The organism is Neobacillus sp. DY30 (assembly GCF_030123065.1).
GTDB lineage: Bacteria > Bacillota > Bacilli > Bacillales > Cytobacillaceae > Neobacillus.
Genome location: NZ_CP126093.1, coordinates 3312233 through 3328939, shown reverse-complemented (window position 1 = coordinate 3328939; position 16707 = coordinate 3312233). Strand labels below are relative to the sequence as shown.

The 16707-nt window shown below is 36.7% G+C and carries 26 protein-coding genes; 11 read left to right on the top strand and 15 right to left on the bottom strand.

The genetic code is table 11. The features are described from left to right. The first annotated feature begins 103 nt into the window (after positions 1 to 103). On the top strand, positions 104 to 457 hold the full coding sequence (locus tag QNH29_RS16165; RefSeq protein WP_283865655.1) for a hypothetical protein: 354 nt from the start codon (positions 104 to 106) through the stop codon (positions 455 to 457). Positions 458 to 494: 37 nt separating this feature from the next. On the opposite strand, the gene QNH29_RS16160 is transcribed toward QNH29_RS16165, so the two are convergent. Further along, positions 495 to 1622: an NADH-dependent flavin oxidoreductase gene (locus QNH29_RS16160; protein WP_283860412.1), complete on the bottom strand. Its 1128-nt coding sequence runs from the start codon at positions 1620 to 1622 to the stop codon at positions 495 to 497. Between the two features lie 400 nt (positions 1623 to 2022). On the opposite strand from QNH29_RS16160, the gene QNH29_RS16155 reads away from it, so the two are divergent. Further along, positions 2023 to 2163: a hypothetical protein gene (locus tag QNH29_RS16155; RefSeq protein ID WP_283860411.1), complete on the top strand. Its 141-nt coding sequence runs from the start codon at positions 2023 to 2025 to the stop codon at positions 2161 to 2163. A 74-nt stretch (positions 2164 to 2237) separates the two neighbouring features. Here the strand turns inward: QNH29_RS16155 and QNH29_RS16150 are convergent, their stop codons facing one another. The 4 genes from QNH29_RS16150 to crcB (QNH29_RS16135) form a co-directional block, all read right to left on the bottom strand. Next, positions 2238 to 2492 carry a DUF1292 domain-containing protein gene (locus tag QNH29_RS16150; protein WP_283860410.1) on the bottom strand — a complete coding sequence of 85 codons (255 nt, stop codon included), beginning with the start codon at positions 2490 to 2492 and terminating at the stop codon, positions 2238 to 2240. Positions 2493 to 2494: 2 nt separating this feature from the next. After that, positions 2495 to 2635, bottom strand: coding sequence for a hypothetical protein (locus QNH29_RS16145; RefSeq protein WP_283860409.1), 141 nt, complete (start codon positions 2633 to 2635; stop codon positions 2495 to 2497). A 92-nt stretch (positions 2636 to 2727) separates the two neighbouring features. Further along, a complete protein-coding gene (crcB, locus tag QNH29_RS16140; RefSeq protein ID WP_283860408.1) occupies positions 2728 to 3081 on the bottom strand; it encodes a fluoride efflux transporter CrcB in 354 nt (117 codons plus the stop codon). Then, the gene (gene crcB, locus QNH29_RS16135) at positions 3078 to 3464 is read right to left on the bottom strand and encodes a fluoride efflux transporter CrcB (RefSeq protein WP_283860407.1); all 387 of its coding nucleotides are present in this window, start codon (positions 3462 to 3464) and stop codon (positions 3078 to 3080) included. The genes crcB (QNH29_RS16140) and crcB (QNH29_RS16135) overlap by 4 nt, the downstream gene beginning before the upstream one ends. A 314-nt stretch (positions 3465 to 3778) precedes the next feature. Here crcB (QNH29_RS16135) and QNH29_RS16130 point away from each other — a divergent pair, with 314 nt between their 5' ends. Continuing rightward, entirely contained in the window at positions 3779 to 4243 is a 465-nt protein-coding gene (locus QNH29_RS16130) for a hypothetical protein (RefSeq protein ID WP_283860406.1), read from the top strand. Positions 4244 to 4374: 131 nt separating this feature from the next. Here the strand turns inward: QNH29_RS16130 and QNH29_RS16125 are convergent, their stop codons facing one another. Further along, complete coding sequence (locus tag QNH29_RS16125) at positions 4375 to 5049, bottom strand: nitroreductase family protein (RefSeq protein ID WP_283860405.1); 675 nt, start codon at positions 5047 to 5049, stop codon at positions 4375 to 4377. 186 nt (positions 5050 to 5235) lie between these two features. Here QNH29_RS16125 and QNH29_RS16120 point away from each other — a divergent pair, with 186 nt between their 5' ends. Further along, on the top strand, positions 5236 to 5445 hold the full coding sequence (locus QNH29_RS16120) for a DUF892 family protein (RefSeq protein WP_283860404.1): 210 nt from the start codon (positions 5236 to 5238) through the stop codon (positions 5443 to 5445). After that, a complete protein-coding gene (locus QNH29_RS16115) occupies positions 5442 to 5756 on the top strand; it encodes a spore coat protein (RefSeq protein WP_283860403.1) in 315 nt (104 codons plus the stop codon). The genes QNH29_RS16120 and QNH29_RS16115 overlap by 4 nt, the downstream gene beginning before the upstream one ends. 38 nt (positions 5757 to 5794) lie before the next feature. On the opposite strand, the gene QNH29_RS16110 is transcribed toward QNH29_RS16115, so the two are convergent. After that, positions 5795 to 6673, bottom strand: a complete 879-nt coding sequence (locus tag QNH29_RS16110) for a proline iminopeptidase-family hydrolase (protein ID WP_283860402.1) — start codon at positions 6671 to 6673, stop codon at positions 5795 to 5797. A 118-nt stretch (positions 6674 to 6791) separates the two neighbouring features. After that, the gene (locus QNH29_RS16105; protein WP_283860401.1) at positions 6792 to 7514 is read right to left on the bottom strand and encodes a TerC family protein; all 723 of its coding nucleotides are present in this window, start codon (positions 7512 to 7514) and stop codon (positions 6792 to 6794) included. 190 nt (positions 7515 to 7704) lie between these two features. Between QNH29_RS16105 and QNH29_RS16100 the strand changes: the two genes are divergently transcribed. From QNH29_RS16100 to QNH29_RS16090, 3 genes are all read left to right on the top strand, one after another. Then, entirely contained in the window at positions 7705 to 7947 is a 243-nt protein-coding gene (locus tag QNH29_RS16100; protein ID WP_283860400.1) for a glutaredoxin family protein, read from the top strand. A 188-nt stretch (positions 7948 to 8135) separates the two neighbouring features. Continuing rightward, the gene (locus tag QNH29_RS16095; RefSeq protein ID WP_283860399.1) at positions 8136 to 8393 is read left to right on the top strand and encodes an HPr family phosphocarrier protein; all 258 of its coding nucleotides are present in this window, start codon (positions 8136 to 8138) and stop codon (positions 8391 to 8393) included. Between the two features lie 169 nt (positions 8394 to 8562). Then, a complete protein-coding gene (locus tag QNH29_RS16090) occupies positions 8563 to 9033 on the top strand; it encodes a divergent PAP2 family protein (protein WP_283860398.1) in 471 nt (156 codons plus the stop codon). Positions 9034 to 9037: 4 nt separating this feature from the next. On the opposite strand, the gene QNH29_RS16085 is transcribed toward QNH29_RS16090, so the two are convergent. Continuing rightward, positions 9038 to 10237 (bottom strand): MFS transporter, encoded by a 1200-nt coding sequence (locus QNH29_RS16085; RefSeq protein WP_283860397.1) that lies wholly within the window; start codon positions 10235 to 10237, stop codon positions 9038 to 9040. A 308-nt stretch (positions 10238 to 10545) separates the two neighbouring features. On the opposite strand from QNH29_RS16085, the gene QNH29_RS16080 reads away from it, so the two are divergent. Continuing rightward, positions 10546 to 11316: a cell wall hydrolase gene (locus QNH29_RS16080; RefSeq protein ID WP_283860396.1), complete on the top strand. Its 771-nt coding sequence runs from the start codon at positions 10546 to 10548 to the stop codon at positions 11314 to 11316. 36 nt (positions 11317 to 11352) lie between these two features. Here QNH29_RS16080 and QNH29_RS16075 read toward each other — a convergent pair whose 3' ends face one another. Continuing rightward, positions 11353 to 11487: a hypothetical protein gene (locus QNH29_RS16075; protein WP_283860395.1), complete on the bottom strand. Its 135-nt coding sequence runs from the start codon at positions 11485 to 11487 to the stop codon at positions 11353 to 11355. 187 nt (positions 11488 to 11674) lie between these two features. Here QNH29_RS16075 and QNH29_RS16070 point away from each other — a divergent pair, with 187 nt between their 5' ends. After that, on the top strand, positions 11675 to 12511 hold the full coding sequence (locus tag QNH29_RS16070; protein ID WP_283860394.1) for an RMD1 family protein: 837 nt from the start codon (positions 11675 to 11677) through the stop codon (positions 12509 to 12511). 50 nt (positions 12512 to 12561) lie between these two features. Here QNH29_RS16070 and QNH29_RS16065 read toward each other — a convergent pair whose 3' ends face one another. From QNH29_RS16065 to sda, 3 genes are all read right to left on the bottom strand, one after another. Further along, the gene (locus QNH29_RS16065) at positions 12562 to 12984 is read right to left on the bottom strand and encodes a DUF1801 domain-containing protein (protein ID WP_283860393.1); all 423 of its coding nucleotides are present in this window, start codon (positions 12982 to 12984) and stop codon (positions 12562 to 12564) included. An 83-nt stretch (positions 12985 to 13067) separates the two neighbouring features. Continuing rightward, complete coding sequence (locus QNH29_RS16060) at positions 13068 to 13574, bottom strand: GNAT family N-acetyltransferase (protein ID WP_283860392.1); 507 nt, start codon at positions 13572 to 13574, stop codon at positions 13068 to 13070. A gap of 294 nt (positions 13575 to 13868) precedes the next feature. Then, the gene (gene sda, locus QNH29_RS16055; RefSeq protein WP_283860391.1) at positions 13869 to 14021 is read right to left on the bottom strand and encodes a sporulation histidine kinase inhibitor Sda; all 153 of its coding nucleotides are present in this window, start codon (positions 14019 to 14021) and stop codon (positions 13869 to 13871) included. Between the two features lie 143 nt (positions 14022 to 14164). Here sda and QNH29_RS16050 point away from each other — a divergent pair, with 143 nt between their 5' ends. Beyond that, on the top strand, positions 14165 to 14866 hold the full coding sequence (locus tag QNH29_RS16050) for a Na-translocating system protein MpsC family protein (RefSeq protein WP_283860390.1): 702 nt from the start codon (positions 14165 to 14167) through the stop codon (positions 14864 to 14866). A gap of 60 nt (positions 14867 to 14926) precedes the next feature. On the opposite strand, the gene QNH29_RS16045 is transcribed toward QNH29_RS16050, so the two are convergent. Both QNH29_RS16045 and QNH29_RS16040 read right to left on the bottom strand, forming a co-directional pair. Then, positions 14927 to 15781, bottom strand: coding sequence for a P-loop NTPase family protein (locus QNH29_RS16045; protein WP_283860389.1), 855 nt, complete (start codon positions 15779 to 15781; stop codon positions 14927 to 14929). 34 nt (positions 15782 to 15815) lie between these two features. Further along, complete coding sequence (locus QNH29_RS16040) at positions 15816 to 16649, bottom strand: VOC family protein (protein ID WP_283860388.1); 834 nt, start codon at positions 16647 to 16649, stop codon at positions 15816 to 15818. Positions 16650 to 16707 lie beyond the last annotated feature (58 nt).

Genomic DNA, 16707 nt, shown 5'->3' with positions numbered 1-16707 from the left:
TAACTACTTTTTCGAATGATGGTTTAATGGATAGTCACTTCTTTTAATTGGGTATGCTAGTAGCGAAGGAGGAATAACCTTGGAAGATAATATTGTAGAGGTAATGGATGAAAGCTTGAAAGAAAAAATTAAATATGAAATAAGAGGAATGAAGTTTACGAAAAATTTTCGGTCACCAACAGCAGAGGAATGGTATATTTTTCTCCCCAGTTATACTGACCCGGTAACTGGCGGGGCGGCAGGAAAAACCATTATTCATTATAACCTGTATGATACAAAACAGATTTTTATTAATACCACAATTATTTTTGATGATCCTTGCCTGCATAAAAGCGAACAGCATCAACTTGTTTATGCTCTTGGAGATGAAATTGTTAATCGACTGGTAGGCTATGCTGATACGCTTTTATCTGTTCATTGCGGCGAAAATTCATATAACGCTGAGTATAAGCAATAAAGAGTTCATCCCAACCCGAGGATGAACTCTTTTTCCATTAATGGATGCCTGGAAACCAACCTGGTGTGTGAATAATCGCCTGCCACAGCGGGTCTGGAATCACAAGCTGTTCCTGATTATTCTTATTAATCTCAGTAATGATTTCATTTTCCTTACCATCTAATACTTTTTGTACCCAATCAGGATCAATAATCAATTCACGTCCTAGGGCAATGAGCGGCACCCCTGTTTGGAAAGCTTTTAAAGCATCATCTGGATTATAAATGGAACCAACCCCAATCACAGGAACTCTATTTCCTACTCGTTCTTGTATGATTTCTATCCGTGATCGTGTATCGTCCACACCCCTTCTTGGTTTTGACCAAAATTCTTGTAAAGAAACGTGAAGATAATCAAGGTCTTTTTTAGCTAGTTCATCTATTAAAACAAGAGTATCTGCCATTGTAATCCCAGGAGTTTCAGCCTCTTCCGGTGAAAAGCGATATCCTACAATAAACGGTCTCTTAGCGTTTTCAGACACTACTCTCTTTACTTCATCCACAACAGCCATAGGAAAGGTTAAACGTTTTTCTAGACTGCCCCCCCATTTGTCTTCACGACGGTTAGAATGAGGAGAGAAAAACTGCTGAATGAGATAGCCGTTGGCGCCATGAATCTCAACTCCATCATATCCCGCTTCTATCGCACGTCGTGTTGTTTCACCAAAGTCGCGGATAATGGAACGAATTTCTTGATCGGATAACTCCCGTGGTTCTGGCTTCCCATTCCCTTCTGCCGGTATGTTACTGGCGCTAACGACATCACCATCCGGTATCAATTCAGGCGGCACCTGCCTCCCACCGTGGAACATTTGTAAGATCGCGATGGCTCCTTGCTCTTTAATTGCTGTTGCAAGTTGTCGTAAGCTTGGTATTAATTCATCCCGATCCCCGCCAAATTCTCCGTGAAATCCTTTGCCATTTGCTGTAACGTATGTGCAAGCGGTAATAACCATCCCTGCCCCATTAGAGCGTCTTGCATAATACTTTACCTCTGCCTCCGAAACAGTTCCATCAGGATTGGAAGACCAATTGGTCATTGGTGCCATTACAATTCGGTTTTTTAATTGTATTCCATTCTTAAATGTCATTGTTTCAAATAATGGTGCATATTTCTTATTCATCATTATGTACCCCCATACTAATATCTATTATTGCCCTTCCTTATTTTCAGTTACTAGACCGAAATTAAACTTGTAAATAATACAAAAAAATCACCTTGCTTTTTGCAAGGTAAATTCATTGTTAAGGGTCTTTTACCTCTTTAAGGATATAACAAATGCCATCCTCAGCAAAAAATAAACATTTTCCGTTTTTTATATTGAAATTGACGTTTTTCTTATCATAAATAAGTTTATCAATAATTATAAATTTTTCCATATATTTGTTTGGTGGATTTAAGATTATGTGCTCACTCCTCTTCGTTGCGACAAAACCTTTCGGCTCACAACTCCTTTCGGGTTTTAATTCAGCAAACCACTCACCAATAAGAAGAATAGATTGGGCAGTATTTTTTAATTTTCGGTTTTGAATCGACCAGACCTTTCTGCAATTACACCGATGTATTTTACACTTCATCTGCATATACCTACTTTCAAGAAAAATAAGTATGTCGATGAATTATATTCAGCACGTAAAATAAATATTTATGAATTAAATGACCAATAACCGCAAATAAGCCAGTCAGATACGACTGGCTTTCGTTTTTCTAATTAACATAACATGATTATGTAATCATTTAGTTATTCTGCTGGAGCTTCCTCCACAGCAATTTGGTATGCATCCAAAATGGATTGGCTTTCGATTGGATCGGAAATTCCAACCAAATATTGGTTTCCTTCTTCTCCCTCAACCTGCATCACCATGGTTTCATCTTCTGCTGCCAAAAGGGCATACGATTTACCTTCCATCTCGAACAACGCTTCAACTGCGAAATCCTTAAGGTTTCCATCATCGTCCTTAATGGTTATATAATCACGGGGTTCATCGTGCACCATACTTACTGTCCCTGACCGCCATTTGGTGTTACTCTTCGAGTATGATCATCTTCAAAATTGTTTTTTCGGGCATTTTCTACTTTATCATTAAGTAATTGCTTTTGATCGACTTCTGGAGATGGGGTATAGTTTTTCTTAGACATTTAAATCCTCCTATATAATCAGTATCTTCCCCTCTTATTTTGCATTCTTTTTTTCAATTTAATCATCAATATATTTAGATTTTGCGTAGGTGCTAAATGGTAAAACCGATAGCAGCAGTTATAATACTAACGATTAACGAAGTTAAAACATATAGACCTGCTAAAATTTTTTTATTCGATTGCATTAAGGTAATGGTTTCATAACCGAACGTCGAGAAAGTGGTATAGGCCCCGCAAAAACCAATTCCCCCAAAAAGCCACACCCAATCACTTATTTCGTTTGTTATATGAAGCTTATAAAGAATCCCTAAGAGTAAGGATCCAGTAATATTTATGACCCATGTTCCCAATGGGAAATGTCCAGGTTTCTTTTTTTTAATAAAATCGCCCAATAAATATCTACATGCTGCGCCTATAGATCCTCCTATACCAATTAACCAAATCAAATTGATTCTCCTTTTCGCCCATTTATCGATGCCAGTTTTAAGCCGAAGTACGCCATCATTAAACCAAAAATAATACTAGTTAAAATATAAAAGACAGCATAAACACCTTGTCCTTTTTGAAATAAAAGAATTGTTTCTAGAGAGAAAGTAGAAAAAGTGGTAAATGACCCTGCAAAGCCCGTTCCAATTAATAAAGTTAATTCCGCTTTTATCTTTTTTCTAATCGTGATGAACGTAAGAAACCATCCAAGGAAAAAACAACCTATGAGGTTTATTAATAAGGTTCCTAGAGGAAATCCATTTTCTGTTTGAATCCATTCTCCAAACCCATATCTAGTTATCGCTCCAAAAAAACCTCCAAGCATAACAGCAATTACTTTCAATACATTCAGCCTTCTTTCACAATTTACATTGCTTTTTTTGAATGGTTTTGCAAATCCTCAATAAGTCAGATTTTTATTCAATTATATATCCCTCCGAAATTATACAGTTAATATAATATCGAATGAAACCATATTTTTCTTTTATAGCCTTATTATTGTTTAATTTTGGACGAATAGTGCAGGAATTTTAATAACCAAATGCATATGCTGATAATGGAAATTTTAATTTAAAGGTGCCAATAGTGAAACAATTCAAATTATGTTCCATTATTTACACCATTGAAAAACCAAAAAGAATTAAGGAGTGTAAAAGAATGTCACCTAAAGGAAAACATATAAAGAAGCACCATAAGGATGAATCTTCAGACTTCTATGTTGAGGACAAGCAGTTCGAAAAAAAGAAGCATCATAAGGATAAATCTTATAGCGAGGATAAGCAGGTCGAAAAAAAGAAACATAAGGATAAATCTAAAGTCGAGGATAAGAAGTTTGAAAAGAAGAAGCGTCATAAGGATAAATCTTCAGACGTTCATGTCGAGGACAAGCCGTTAAAAAGACAGAATTTCGATGATAGCCAGCGAGCTGAATTTGTATATTATGATCCATCTATTATTCAAGAGGCAGACGTATTCCAAGCTCCGTTACAAAATTCCGATGTTTCACATGAAAAGGATGAAGAAACCGAGGCATTAGCTCGTTTTTTCAACGCATTAGAACAGCTTTCGGATGAAAATGAACATGGAATCGAAGCTAAAGATCAGGATGAAATGAAGGAGTAATCGTTAGTAAATAGACTTTGAACTTAAAAATACCATAATGGTGAATTTTTCAGGCTGTCGTCAAATTTTAGACAGCCTTTATTATTCCTTAATACTTTAGATAACAACGGTGTTGACTAAGGGTTATGTATTCATTTTACCCATTGCACAACTTCATCGATAGTTTTTCTTGTTTTAGGACGGTGTGGGTCTTCTTCTCGGTAACCAAATGCAACCATTACGGAAGCACACCAATTTTCATCTTGTAATAAACCTTCATGTTGGAGGACCTCATTTACTGCCTGATAGTCAAATCCTTCTATAGGACAGGAATCTATACCAATTAATGCAGCAGCAGTCATCATGTTCGCTAATGCTATATAGGTTTGCCTGCAGCTCCAATCCAAAAGCGCACGCTCACTATTTAACATGGGTAAATCAAATTCTTGAAAACTTTTCATTCTTTCTAATAAGCCCCCGAGAATTTCTTCGGGAAAGTGCTTAACGTTCTTTAAATGTTCAATCACATATTCGGAATCATATCTTACATTCTTGCTTGCAAGTATGACAACAAAATGACTAGCAGTTGGCAGTTGGCCTTGTGCTCCCCACGATACCTCTCTTATTTTTTCACGTAAATCAGGATTTTGGACAATTAGAAATCTCCAAGGTTCTAATCCGATTGAGCTAGGCGACAATCTACCGGTTTCCAGGATGAAGTGAAAATCTTCTTCTTTGATTTTTTTAGCAGCATTAAACCGTTTGGTTGCATAGCGAAAATGAAATGCATCTATAATTTCTTGCTTTCGTGTTTTGGTCTCCTGCATTCAGTATCCCCCAGTTCGATTTTTAAATATAGTTTCCCTTCATATTTACTATTAATCCAAGTGTATTAAAAACAAGATTTTCCACGCTTGAACGCTTTAAAAAACCACTTATTCCCTCCCATTTATTTGTTATATCAGGTCAAACTATTTTTTGTGTGGCAAATACCATTCCAAGGAGGATATCCAGTGAACACACACTATTTAGCACCACATGAGACATATGAATTACATGAATTATTAACGTTTAAAAACCTTTGTTTAACGAAATCATCTACCATGAGTGCGCTTGTCCAGGACCCACAACTTAAAAGTATCTTACAGCAAGATGTTACGAAAACAACAGGGCAAATTCAACGTATTCAGGAATTTATGACAAACAGAGGTGAACATTCATGAATGGAATGGTACAAAACATGGTAGGTATGGGTGGAATGACGGACCAAGTTATTGCAACAGATTTTTTAATCGCTGCAAAGTCAGGGGTAAAAAATATTGCGTTGGCTTTAACAGAAACCTCTACCCCTGAAGTAAGAGATGCATTAAAGCAATATCTTATGGATGCTGTAGATACACACGAGCAAATTTCAAAATATATGGTAGATAAAGGCTACTATCATCCGAATAATCTTTCAGAGCAACTTAATGTTGACCTAAAAGCTGCTCAAACTGCACTTAATTTAAATCAATCCCAAAATACGAATTCATAAATTAAAAACCCGCCTTTTACTATAGGCTGGTTAAATAATCACTCTCTGTCAATTGCTTTTAGGAAGTCTCCTACTACTTGTAAAAACTTATCTTTTTCTTCGTAATAGGCCAAATGAGCACTGTTTTCGTAAACATGAAATTTCCCATTTGGTACAAGACTGCTGAAGTATTCAGTGGATTCAGGTGTTGCCTCATCATATCGTCCACATGTAAAAAGTGTTGGACAACTTATTTCATGGAGTCGAGGGGTACAATCAAAATATTTTAAATTTCCTTTTACACTGAATTCAGATGGACCCCACATAATGTTGTAAATTTCAGGATTTCGAAAGCCAGCTCCCTTTTTAACCCACTCCGGGTCTGGTTCACCCTGCACTCTACAAACAAATTCTTTATTAAATTCTTTAATAGCTGCCTTAAATTCTTCGGAATCGGTCATTCCCTCTTCTTCACATCTCCTGATGGTATCCTGTATTTCAATTGGAAGCTTTCTAAGATTCTCCATTTGATCTTGTTTCCAACGCGGCGCACTTAGACATGGACTTGAAAAAATAACACTCTTCACTCCAAGAGGCTTTGTTAAACAATAGGCGGCTGCCAGTGTTGTACCCCATGAATGACCTAAAATATGTACTTCATCCAATCTTAAAGCTTCTCGTACCAGTGCTAATTCTTCAACAAAACGATCAAGCTGCCATAAAGAAGTGTCACTTGGACGATCTGACCTGCCGCAGCCTAATTGATCGTACAATATAACTGGTCTATCTTTTTCAAGCGCTTGTAAACCTTCTAATGAATAACTAGAAGACCCTGGTCCACCGTGTAAAATGATGACGGGAGTAGCTTCAGAATCTTTATTGAATTGTTGATACCAGACTCTCCCGCCTGTTACCGCTATGTATCCCTCTTCACGCATAAATCTTCCCCCTTGTAAAACAACAATATTACTACAATTTAATAGTAACTTATTTTTAATTAGTTGAAAATTTTAACTTAATCAAAAAGAGACCAATAAGCAGGTCTCTTAAAGTTTTCTATTTTGTTACCAGTTTTCCTTTTAAAAAATGTACGAAGAATGTTCCTATGAAGATTCCTACTAATAAACTAAAGAAGATCACTTCCTGCATTTGCAGGCCAAAAGCTGCACCAATCATTCTTAATCCAATCATTCCAATTAATACGAATGCAGTGGTTTCAAACTCAGGTATTCTTTCAATTAGAGCTAAGAATAATTGTGCAACACCACGCATCATTAAAATTCCAAGAATTCCTCCTAAGAACAACACCCAGACCTGATTCGATACCCCAAACGCCGCGATAACGCTATCGATACTAAACGCAATATCCATAAGTTCTACGGTTAAGACGGTGCTCCAAAAACTTACACGTTTGGTTTGGATTTCTTCCTCTCCATCTCTTTTGTTTACAAAGTGTTGGAGGACCAGCCAAAGGAGATAGTGACCGCCAACAATCTTTATCCAGCCAATATTAATTATCGTAACACCAATTCCAATCGCAATCACCCGAAATAGATATGCTCCTATTATTCCATAGAAAAGTGCTTTCTTTCGTTGTTTTTCTGGCAAGTGCTTGACCAAAACAGCAAGTACTAACGCATTATCAGCCGATAATAGACCTTCTAGAATGACCAAGGTACCAATGATTCCCCAACTAGCAGGATCTGTTAATACATCTCCCAAGGCGTCTAATGATAAAAATGAACCATAATTCGCGATGATTTCTTGTAAGAACTCCATCCCCTTGTACTTATCTCCTTTTCATGAATTTTCCTTGATAACTGCTTGTCATCTTATTGTATATGTATGTTAGGCAATCGATTATATGAACCTTAAATGGATAAGTACTATGACAAGTAAAATTTATAAAATCAAGTGATGGGACTTTTCTTATTAATTGTAATAAAATGAAATGAAGGAGGAATGTACTATGCGTAAGGTAGTTATTTACACACAAGAAAGCTGTGGTCCATGTACAGCTGAGAAGTTATGGTTAAAGGATAATGGTATTGAGTTTGAAGAAAAAAATATCAGAGAGAACCCTAAATACCTAGATGAAATTGTGGAATTAGGTGCTTCTGCCACACCAGCTACTGTAGTGGAGAATGAGAATGGTTCAGAAGTTGTGTTTGGGTTTAACCAAGAGAAATTAGCGGAACTTCTAGGAATTTAAATAGAACGCTCATAACAGTCATTCCAAATAAGGAGTGACTGTTTTTTCATTTTTGGTGCTGTTGTAAAAAAATGTTACGTACAATCGGGTAAAAGATGAGCTTAAATGATTAAATAAATCATATTTGTATTTAATCTCTCATACATAAAAGAGTGTGATTTAACTTGAATAGTAAGGAGGATCCCTCAATGGTACTAAAGACGATTCAACTGAAACGAAAGGCCGGGTTAGACAGTCGCGCAATTAACCAATTGGTTCAGGTGACATCTCAATTTGAGTCAGATATCTACCTAACGTATAATGGGCATAAAGTGAATTGTAAATCGATAATGGGCGTTTTATCCCTAGCCATACCAAACAATGCAGAAATTAGTTTAGAAGCATCAGGCTCCGATGATCGCGAAGCACTTAATCGATTAATTGAAACGATAGAATCATTAGCTTAAAGTTCATAACATAAAAGAAGTAAGAGTGAAAAATAACACTCTTACTTCTTTGTTTTAAATAAGTGGTAAATGAATCATAATTCTTTCACGTTCTTCATGTTTCATGCGTATTAATAGAGGTTATATATTGGTAATATAAATACATAGATGATCATCTAAGGAGGTTATTATGTTCTTATCCTGTCCGATAGTAGCTGCTTTTATGGGCATGTTCATCGCACAATTCGTAAAAGTACCGATTCACTTTCTGGCTTCGAAAGAATTGAAATGGAAATTAATGTTTAGCACAGGCGGTATGCCTAGTTCACATACTGCGATGATTGTTTCATTAACCACAGCAATTGGATTAATGACCGGATTACAATCAAATGCGTTTGCTATTTGCCTTGTAGTAGCTGTGATCGTTATGCATGATGCGATGGGAGTTCGCAGGCATGCAGGGTACCACGCGGTAATACTAAATACGCTTTTAGCCGATTTTAATATTCTGATAGAAACTCTAAAAGACCCAAATTTAAAGAAACGGGAGTCTAGAGAAAAATTAAAAGAATTATTAGGTCATCAACCAACAGAAGTATTTTTTGGAGCGGTAACAGGAATTATTGTTGGTGGTCTCACATTTTATTTTTATCCTTTCTAACAGTTCATGTAACATTCGTTTTAAGTTTTCGATTTGGGTCATTTGAATGCCAATAAGCCATACCGGTGGCTGCTAGAAGTAAGATACCTGTCACAACAAACACAGTTTGTACTGGAAAAATGCCGCCAAGAATTCCACCTATAATAGGTCCAATCATCCCGCCAATTTGATTAGAGGTTTGGTGTAAACCAAACGCCCGCCCGCGAAAATCGCTTTGTGTTGACCTTACGACTAGTCCATTTAACGCTGGGAAAACGGCGCAGAAAAAGACACCAAAAATGAATCGGGTAATGGAGAACCCCCAAATATTACTGAAAACAATTTGGGCGATGGTCCCGATTCCTCCACCCATTAATCCGATAAATAGAATTTTTTGAAAACCAACCTTATCCGCCCATTTTCCCCACATGGGGGCAAAAATTACACTTGCGATACCAGGCAGGGAAAAAACAATACCCGCAAGTAATGATGCATGCTGAGAAGAACCACCAAGTTCCACTATATATAAAGGAAGTACCGGTTCTATCGTCATTATGGAAGCAGTTGTAAGACTGGTTAATCCAAGAACCGTCATCAATGAACGGTTGGAGAGTGCCAGTCGGAAATCATTCTTAATTGACCCTTTTTCTTTACTGGGAACGAAGTTTTCCTCGATTACGAAAAAGATTACGAGTAATGTAGAAATTAGCGAGAACATTCCAGCACTTCCGAATGCCACGCGATTTCCGACCAATGAGGCAATCCCCCCTCCTAAAAGAGGTCCAACAATACCACCTGAAGCAGAAGCGGAGGATATCATCGAAAGTGCGTATCCCACTTTATTGCTAGGTGTGTTGGTTCCAACTAAGGCGATCGCTCCGGGAATAAATCCACTTAACAACCCCTGCATAATTCGCAATCCTAATAGCTGATACGGATTTGTAACAAAAGCTGTTAATGTATAGACAACAAACAAAACAAAGCCAGCTCGGATTAACAACGGCTTTCTTCCATATTTATCTGCGACCCTTCCCCAAAACGGTGAAGCAATCGCACCTGCGAAAAATGCTGCACTAAATAACAAACCAGCCCAGACTTCCGTATGATCATGTACACCAATTTCAAGCAAAAAAATAGGCAAAAATGGGATAACCATGGAAAAACTTGCTGATACGAAGAAAACTCCTATCCATAGTACCCATAAGTTACGCTTCCAAATAAGCACGTAAATCCATCTCCAATTATATTAATCAACTATAATAGTGTAATAGTAGCATAATTACCATTTATTTTCATTCCCGAAATATTTGATTGCAGAAATATTTTCTGTATCCATCTATTTTCATGCAAAATATTCCTCTATTCCGTAAAATTGGTTTGATTATGACAAACCTATGGGTATAATGTCACATTCACATCTCTACTGTAATGTTGTTCATCAAACATTAAAGAAATGTAACTTTCTCGTTCTGTATAACGTGTGCTTATCCATGTTAGTGTTATAGACATACAAGACATCAGGAGGTAGCACACATGAAAAACACTTATTTAAAAAAAGTTACAGTAGCTTGTGTAGCTACTTTAGCATTCATTGGTATACACAATCCGACAGCTGAAGCGATTACGAAATACCAAATGGTAAAAGTAGACAGCCTTGCTGAAATTGGACAAGCCTATGGTCCGATCATGTACGAAATGAAACAAGAAGATAATCAATATAATGGAGAAAAAGAATTCATTCTTAATAAACCGGATTTAGTAGAAGTACCTTCTGCTGAACCGGAGGCTGCAGCAACAGCCAATTCCGAGCCACAAGCAGATGAACAAACAGCTGAACCGGAGGCTGCAACCCCAATTAGTTCCGAGCCACAAGCAGATGAATCTGAAGTGGTCACTTCGGAAACAGCAGCTGCGCCAGCAACACCTGCCGTTTCTTTATCCAATGAAGAGAAAGACTTATTTGCAAGATTAGTGGAAGCAGAAGCAAAAGGAGAATCTTACGAAGGAAAAGTAGCTGTTGCGATAGTGGTATTAAATCGAGTGGATTCACCTGATTTTCCAAACACAGTGAATGATGTTATTCATGAAGTCGTTGGTAACGCTTATGCCTTCTCACCCGTACAAAATGGTGCAATCAATAAACCCGCTTCAGAAGATGCAATTCGAGCAGTTGAAGAAGCTTTAACACGACAAGATCGTTTAAACGGTAGCGTATATTTTTATAACCCAGAAATCGCAACCGATACTTGGATTACGACTCGCGAAACAGTAAAGACAATTGGAAATCATGTATTTGCAAAATAAAGGTAAGAGCCGGTGATATCGGCTCTTTTTGCTATTTTATTCTTCTTTTTCGTATGCAATTACCACTACTTCTTTATTGGCTTGCTGACTTAATTTTTCTTCTAATGATTTGATTTCATTAATTAAGTTTGAAGACAGGTCAGCAGCTACATAATCTTTTTCATTTTCCATTCTTATCTCTCCTTTTTATTTTTAGTATTCAACACAAAGGAGAAAGTATTACATCCCTTTTCCCATCTACAGCGGAGAAAATTTTAATTAAATTCTCGCTCATGTCATTAATCCTTCATTATTTTGCCTAATGGGTTCATATACTATTATAGACAAGCAGCAAAAATATTTGAAATGAGTGGTGGATATGAGAGATCTAACCTTTAAAGCCTTTGCAATTACCAATGAAATTGACCTGAACAAAATCGCCGTTCATTGCGGAATCCCCAAGAAATTTACCTGGGAGGAGCCATTAATTCTAAGGGGTGAAATATTAAAATCAATCCTCCATAAAGATGTGGAAGAATCACAAATGGTTCTAGTATTTTCCTTCGGCAGCATTGTCTTCATTAATCACTCAACTCCGAATGAGGTTACTGCTTTGTTGAACTACCTCCACTCCTTTGAGCCAGACATTGATGTTAAAGACGCAGACCGATACACCGATGATTACAATTTGCATATTAAAGAAACCGAAAGCATTGAGTTAACAGACGAATATGTGGTCGTTCCTGAATATGAAAGATACTACCCCGAGTTGATTTCTACTGTGCTGGCAAAGTCCGTAGCTTTGGAAAAGACTGAGGAACAGCTGGGGAAAATTAATGATAAATTAGAAACGATGATTGATCGGTTAGAAAAAGGAAAATTGCGAATCGGAAATAAAGAACTGGCAAGAACGACAGCAAAAATTGTTCGACATGAGTATAATACTCTTGCTTATATTATGATTCTAGATAAGCCTGATATCACTTGGACAAGCAGTACAGCCGGTGAATTTTACGATAAAATGCTTGAGTTTTTCGAACTGAATGATCGCTACAAAATCTTGAAAAGCAAAACAGAAATCCTCTATAACATCATGGATGGCTTTTCAACCATCTCTCATTCGATTCGTGGACTATTTGTTGAATGGATCATTGTAATACTGATCCTTTTTGAAATTGTTTTATCATTACTAGGTATAGCAGGATTGCTGCCATAACGGTATAAAATTAGAGGCCCTTATACTTTTTATTAAGGGCCTCGCACGGATTATTTAGCCAGATACATTGCTTGCAAAAAGGAAACAGATTCATTAATTAATGCTTTTAAAACTTCAATATCAATATCCGCTACTTTATTAATGTACACACACGCTTTCCCTGTGGTGTGTTTTCCAAATTGTTTTAATAATTCTTCCCGCTTTGTTTCACCTGGTGCAAAATACAAGCTGATTTTTGCTTTTCTCGGCGAAAAACCAACGAGAGGAGCATCTCCTTCGTGACCAGATTCATATTTGTAATGATAAGATCCAAAACCAATAATACTTGGTCCCCACATTTTTGCTTCATAACCAGTGGTCTCTGTAAAAATATCTAATAATTTATAGGCATCTTCCCGTTTTTTCGGGCTGTCGACCTGTTCGATAAATTCAATCACACTATTGTCTGTTTCTTTTGTCTTTAATTCGTACATCTATATCACTCCCCTGTTGCTAGGACTCTTATTACATTCACCACTATTTTCCTTTTTGAAGAAGTTTAAACATCAAGCTTTTTTTATTTAGAGGGTTGAATTCCCTTTAATTTTTTATTCATGTTGTACCACATTACCCCGCCGTGTTCCGATTTCGAAACACCTTTATTTTGGTATCCTAAGTTTTCATAGAAGCGTATTAGTTCTTCTTTGCAAGTAAGTGTAATGCTCTCACGATTTTTTGACATTGCATCTTTTTCAAGATGTGTTAGTAAAGCTGTTGCCACTCCTCTGGTTTGGAAATGAGGAGTTACCGCTACTCCTAAGACAGTTTGGTGACCACCGGAAGGAGGGTTCGGCTTTATTTCTTCAAATAAATCATCTGTAATAAATTCCTTATCAATTACTGGTCCATTGACTAAACCCACAATCACTCCACACTCTTCTGCCACAAAGAAACTATCTGGTATTAATTGAATACGCTGTTTAAACGCTTTTTCCGTAGCTGCTTCTTCTTGTGGAAAGCAAATGTGTTCAATGATGACAAGATCAGGTAAATCATTCATTGTCACGTTACGTATAGTTAACAATACAAACACTCCATTTTCCCAAAATATCATTACTGTCCCAAAATTAAAGTTCCTTATTATATAAAATTATACAAAACTATTGAAAGTTATATAAGGGAAAAAAACCACTTAGTCAAAATATCTATAAGAAAAAAGCTAGGCTGATGGCCTAGCTTATGTAAATAATATTAGTAGTCTTATAATTTAATTGGTACGATTTCTATGAAAGAAGTGAAGAGCAAGAAGCCAATCGCTGCTGTTTCTATTACATTTCAATTACCATTGAAGAAGGTTCAAAATATCTTTTGTAAAAAGCTATGGCTTAACCATTCTTTCTACCGTATCTAATTGTATCCCTCTCCGATCAATTTCTTCTTCTAACAATTGAATAAAGTCTTCGTCTAACTTTAATCTTACTGCATTAAAATATGTGTCTATTAAAACTTTGTTGCCCAAGCTTGAAAACATATCCTACTCCTCAAAGCGAATGGCTTTCTGTCCCTTCACCTACCTACATTATATTTTTATTTCGAACAACAAACCATGCTAATTATTTCCAGTAAAAAGGGTACACTAAGGTAAACATACCTAGTTGAAAGGAGTCCATTAAAATGGAAACACCCATTTACAAAAAAACTGCCGAGTTAAGCAGTTATATAAGTAAAACCCTGCGCGATTATTTTGGGAAAGGTCCTGAAGCCGTACATGTTACATTAGGTAAAACCTTTATGATCGTTTATATTCGTAATTTCCTTTCCCCAACAGAAAGGGTACTTATGAATCAAAACCAAGATGAAAGTGTGCAAAAAACTCGAGATTTAGTAATGCAGACATTAATTCCTGAAATGAAAGCCTATATAAAATTTGTTACCGGAATGGAAATAAGAGAATTCTACTATGACTGGGGATTACATAACAAGTCGGCGATGTTCACAGGAATTTGCAGTGATTCAACGAGTATCGATGTACCTATTAATGAAGAGTTTACAGGGAAAGCAGAACTTATTCGTGAGATTATGAATTTAAGTGAAGAATCAGAAAAGAAACCTGAAGAAATTTATGCTTGCAAACTAAATCACCGGTCCATTCTGGTTATCCGAAATGGAATATTGGTCAGAATTGAAAAGCAATTAATCAGACAAGGTATGCAGGAACAACTTAAACTGGCAAAACGGACACTCGAAAAAGGACTGCTTCATAACAATAACCACTTTGAAGGAATACTGGATACACAAATCATTGATGTTTTTGTCGACTGGGATTTTGATTTAGATAAAAGTGTTATTGTCTTTGTCGTAAATCCAACAAAATAAGTAAAATACGATAAAAAAATCAGAGGCAATGTGCACACTCTGATTTCAAGCCTTACATTTTTACATTATTACCGAATTCAAGAACTTTTCCTTGATTTGGCTTGCGTGAAGGGATTTGTCAAACTTTGAATTATCAATTCTATGTTTCACCATTTTGAGTGAATTGAAAATAACCGTTTCTACTTGATATCTTGCTTCTAAGACTGCAATGGTTCCATCGATTCCTTGAGCACCATGCATTTTCCCGTAGCCTTGGTTATTATAGTAATCCATAAAACCAGTTGACCACTCTTTTGGACGTTCTTGAACAGCTTTTTTAAAGGATCGAGACAAATCTTGTTGTTCTACATAAAGTAAAACGGGGTTTAACGGCTCAATAATATGAGCTAATTGCGTTACATAATTCATGACGACATCCTGAGAGGCACCATATTTGATCATACTGATGGTTACAGGATTTTGAATAAAGCAGCATTCAAAAATATACGTCTCATTTCCCGATAACGCCTGGTCGACAAACCTTTTCCATTTATCCGTTATTAGCTCTATGTTCTTTTCTAACGGCAGTTCATAGACATCATGATTCCAAATGTGATCCCAAAAGGAATCACGAACTTTGAATTCACCAAGGTCTTGTCTTAGCTTATTTTGCGGCAATACAAATCCATCACAGCGTTCGAGTGAATGTTTTAATAATATGGGCTTTGCTTCACTATATTGTTCCAAAAACTGCTCAAATTCATTTTTTGAGAAATAAGAGCGTCCCTCATAATCTGCTGGATGTTCCACATTTTCCTCAAGAAACAACTTTGTATCGACATTCCATTCTTTTAAAAGCTCATGTGTCATTTCCGCAGTTGTCGACTTTCCCGAACCAGGCAGTCCCTCTACTAAAATTAATTTTGTCTTTGTCATGTAAACGTCCCTCTATTAATTAAGAATAGTCTGACTACCGAAAACGCCAATAGCCATTCATGATTTCAATAAATTTGCTTTGGTTTGTTTCAGACAGGTTTACAAGAAAAGGTGTTTCCCCTCTTTCATGTAAGACCTTTTCTGTTGTTCCTTCTCCAAGTGGTGTGCAAAACATGAGATCAGTTCCAGGTAATTCTAATGTTTGACACCGTGCATGTAAGGCTTCGTCCCAGAACTCTTTACACGGGGTTAGATTTAAGAGTTTTCCCCAAGTTCTTATCGTTTCATCTAAATCCCTTACAACAAAACCGACACTTTTAAATTGCGAATTTGTGCCGCTATGCCTGCCTAACATTCCTTGTTCCTCAAACGCAGCTAATCTTTGTTTATCACTTTTCTCCCATTGGATGAAAAAAGGAAGTGATAGCTGATTAGGATGATCCTCGATGAATAGTAGTGACCAGCCGATCACTTCACCAGCCGCAGTAACTCGTTGTCCAGGAAGCGGACCGTATACGGTAAACCCGTCTTGTTTCAGCTTTATCGCCAATTCATTTATTTGATTGGTTCGAATGGCAATTTTAGCAGGACCTTCCCTATTTTCTTTATTGAGCTGCTGAACAATTTGTGTAATTAATCGATTTTCTTTGTGTTGTTCAGCTATCTCTATTTTCTCAATTCCCAAAAATTCAATATAGCTTAAACCAAAATAACTGAGTGTATTGTAGGTTCCCCATGATTCATGACGGCCGCCCTGCACCACATGGATACCCTGTCCTGAAAGCGAATGTATTGCGTTTTCAGGATTATGGTTAAACCAGACTAAATGATCGAAGGAAAAATTCATATTTTCATCCTTTCTATTCATTATTACGATTTTCCCTCCCAATTTTCCATGGAAAATGGCTTGGTATGATTCCAAGCCA

What these genes read in the sequence shown, in the direction of transcription:
- QNH29_RS16165 (WP_283865655.1), top strand. Translation starts at nt 104, where the DNA reads ATGGATGAAAGCTTGAAAGAAAAAATTAAATATGAAATAAGAGGAATG.
- QNH29_RS16160 (WP_283860412.1), bottom strand. Translation starts at nt 1,622, where the DNA reads ATGATGAATAAGAAATATGCACCATTATTTGAAACAATGACATTTAAG.
- QNH29_RS16150 (WP_283860410.1), bottom strand. Translation starts at nt 2,492, where the DNA reads ATGGTGCACGATGAACCCCGTGATTATATAACCATTAAGGACGATGAT.
- QNH29_RS16145 (WP_283860409.1), bottom strand. Translation starts at nt 2,635, where the DNA reads ATGTCTAAGAAAAACTATACCCCATCTCCAGAAGTCGATCAAAAGCAA.
- QNH29_RS16130 (WP_283860406.1), top strand. Translation starts at nt 3,779, where the DNA reads ATGTCACCTAAAGGAAAACATATAAAGAAGCACCATAAGGATGAATCT.
- QNH29_RS16125 (WP_283860405.1), bottom strand. Translation starts at nt 5,049, where the DNA reads ATGCAGGAGACCAAAACACGAAAGCAAGAAATTATAGATGCATTTCAT.
- QNH29_RS16115 (WP_283860403.1), top strand. Translation starts at nt 5,442, where the DNA reads ATGAATGGAATGGTACAAAACATGGTAGGTATGGGTGGAATGACGGAC.
- QNH29_RS16110 (WP_283860402.1), bottom strand. Translation starts at nt 6,673, where the DNA reads ATGCGTGAAGAGGGATACATAGCGGTAACAGGCGGGAGAGTCTGGTAT.
- QNH29_RS16105 (WP_283860401.1), bottom strand. Translation starts at nt 7,514, where the DNA reads ATGGAGTTCTTACAAGAAATCATCGCGAATTATGGTTCATTTTTATCA.
- QNH29_RS16100 (WP_283860400.1), top strand. Translation starts at nt 7,705, where the DNA reads ATGCGTAAGGTAGTTATTTACACACAAGAAAGCTGTGGTCCATGTACA.
- QNH29_RS16095 (WP_283860399.1), top strand. Translation starts at nt 8,136, where the DNA reads ATGGTACTAAAGACGATTCAACTGAAACGAAAGGCCGGGTTAGACAGT.
- QNH29_RS16090 (WP_283860398.1), top strand. Translation starts at nt 8,563, where the DNA reads ATGTTCTTATCCTGTCCGATAGTAGCTGCTTTTATGGGCATGTTCATC.
- QNH29_RS16080 (WP_283860396.1), top strand. Translation starts at nt 10,546, where the DNA reads ATGAAAAACACTTATTTAAAAAAAGTTACAGTAGCTTGTGTAGCTACT.
- QNH29_RS16075 (WP_283860395.1), bottom strand. Translation starts at nt 11,487, where the DNA reads ATGGAAAATGAAAAAGATTATGTAGCTGCTGACCTGTCTTCAAACTTA.
- QNH29_RS16070 (WP_283860394.1), top strand. Translation starts at nt 11,675, where the DNA reads ATGAGAGATCTAACCTTTAAAGCCTTTGCAATTACCAATGAAATTGAC.
- QNH29_RS16065 (WP_283860393.1), bottom strand. Translation starts at nt 12,984, where the DNA reads ATGTACGAATTAAAGACAAAAGAAACAGACAATAGTGTGATTGAATTT.
- sda (WP_283860391.1), bottom strand. Translation starts at nt 14,021, where the DNA reads ATGTTTTCAAGCTTGGGCAACAAAGTTTTAATAGACACATATTTTAAT.
- QNH29_RS16050 (WP_283860390.1), top strand. Translation starts at nt 14,165, where the DNA reads ATGGAAACACCCATTTACAAAAAAACTGCCGAGTTAAGCAGTTATATA.
- QNH29_RS16045 (WP_283860389.1), bottom strand. Translation starts at nt 15,781, where the DNA reads ATGACAAAGACAAAATTAATTTTAGTAGAGGGACTGCCTGGTTCGGGA.
- QNH29_RS16040 (WP_283860388.1), bottom strand. Translation starts at nt 16,649, where the DNA reads ATGAATAGAAAGGATGAAAATATGAATTTTTCCTTCGATCATTTAGTC.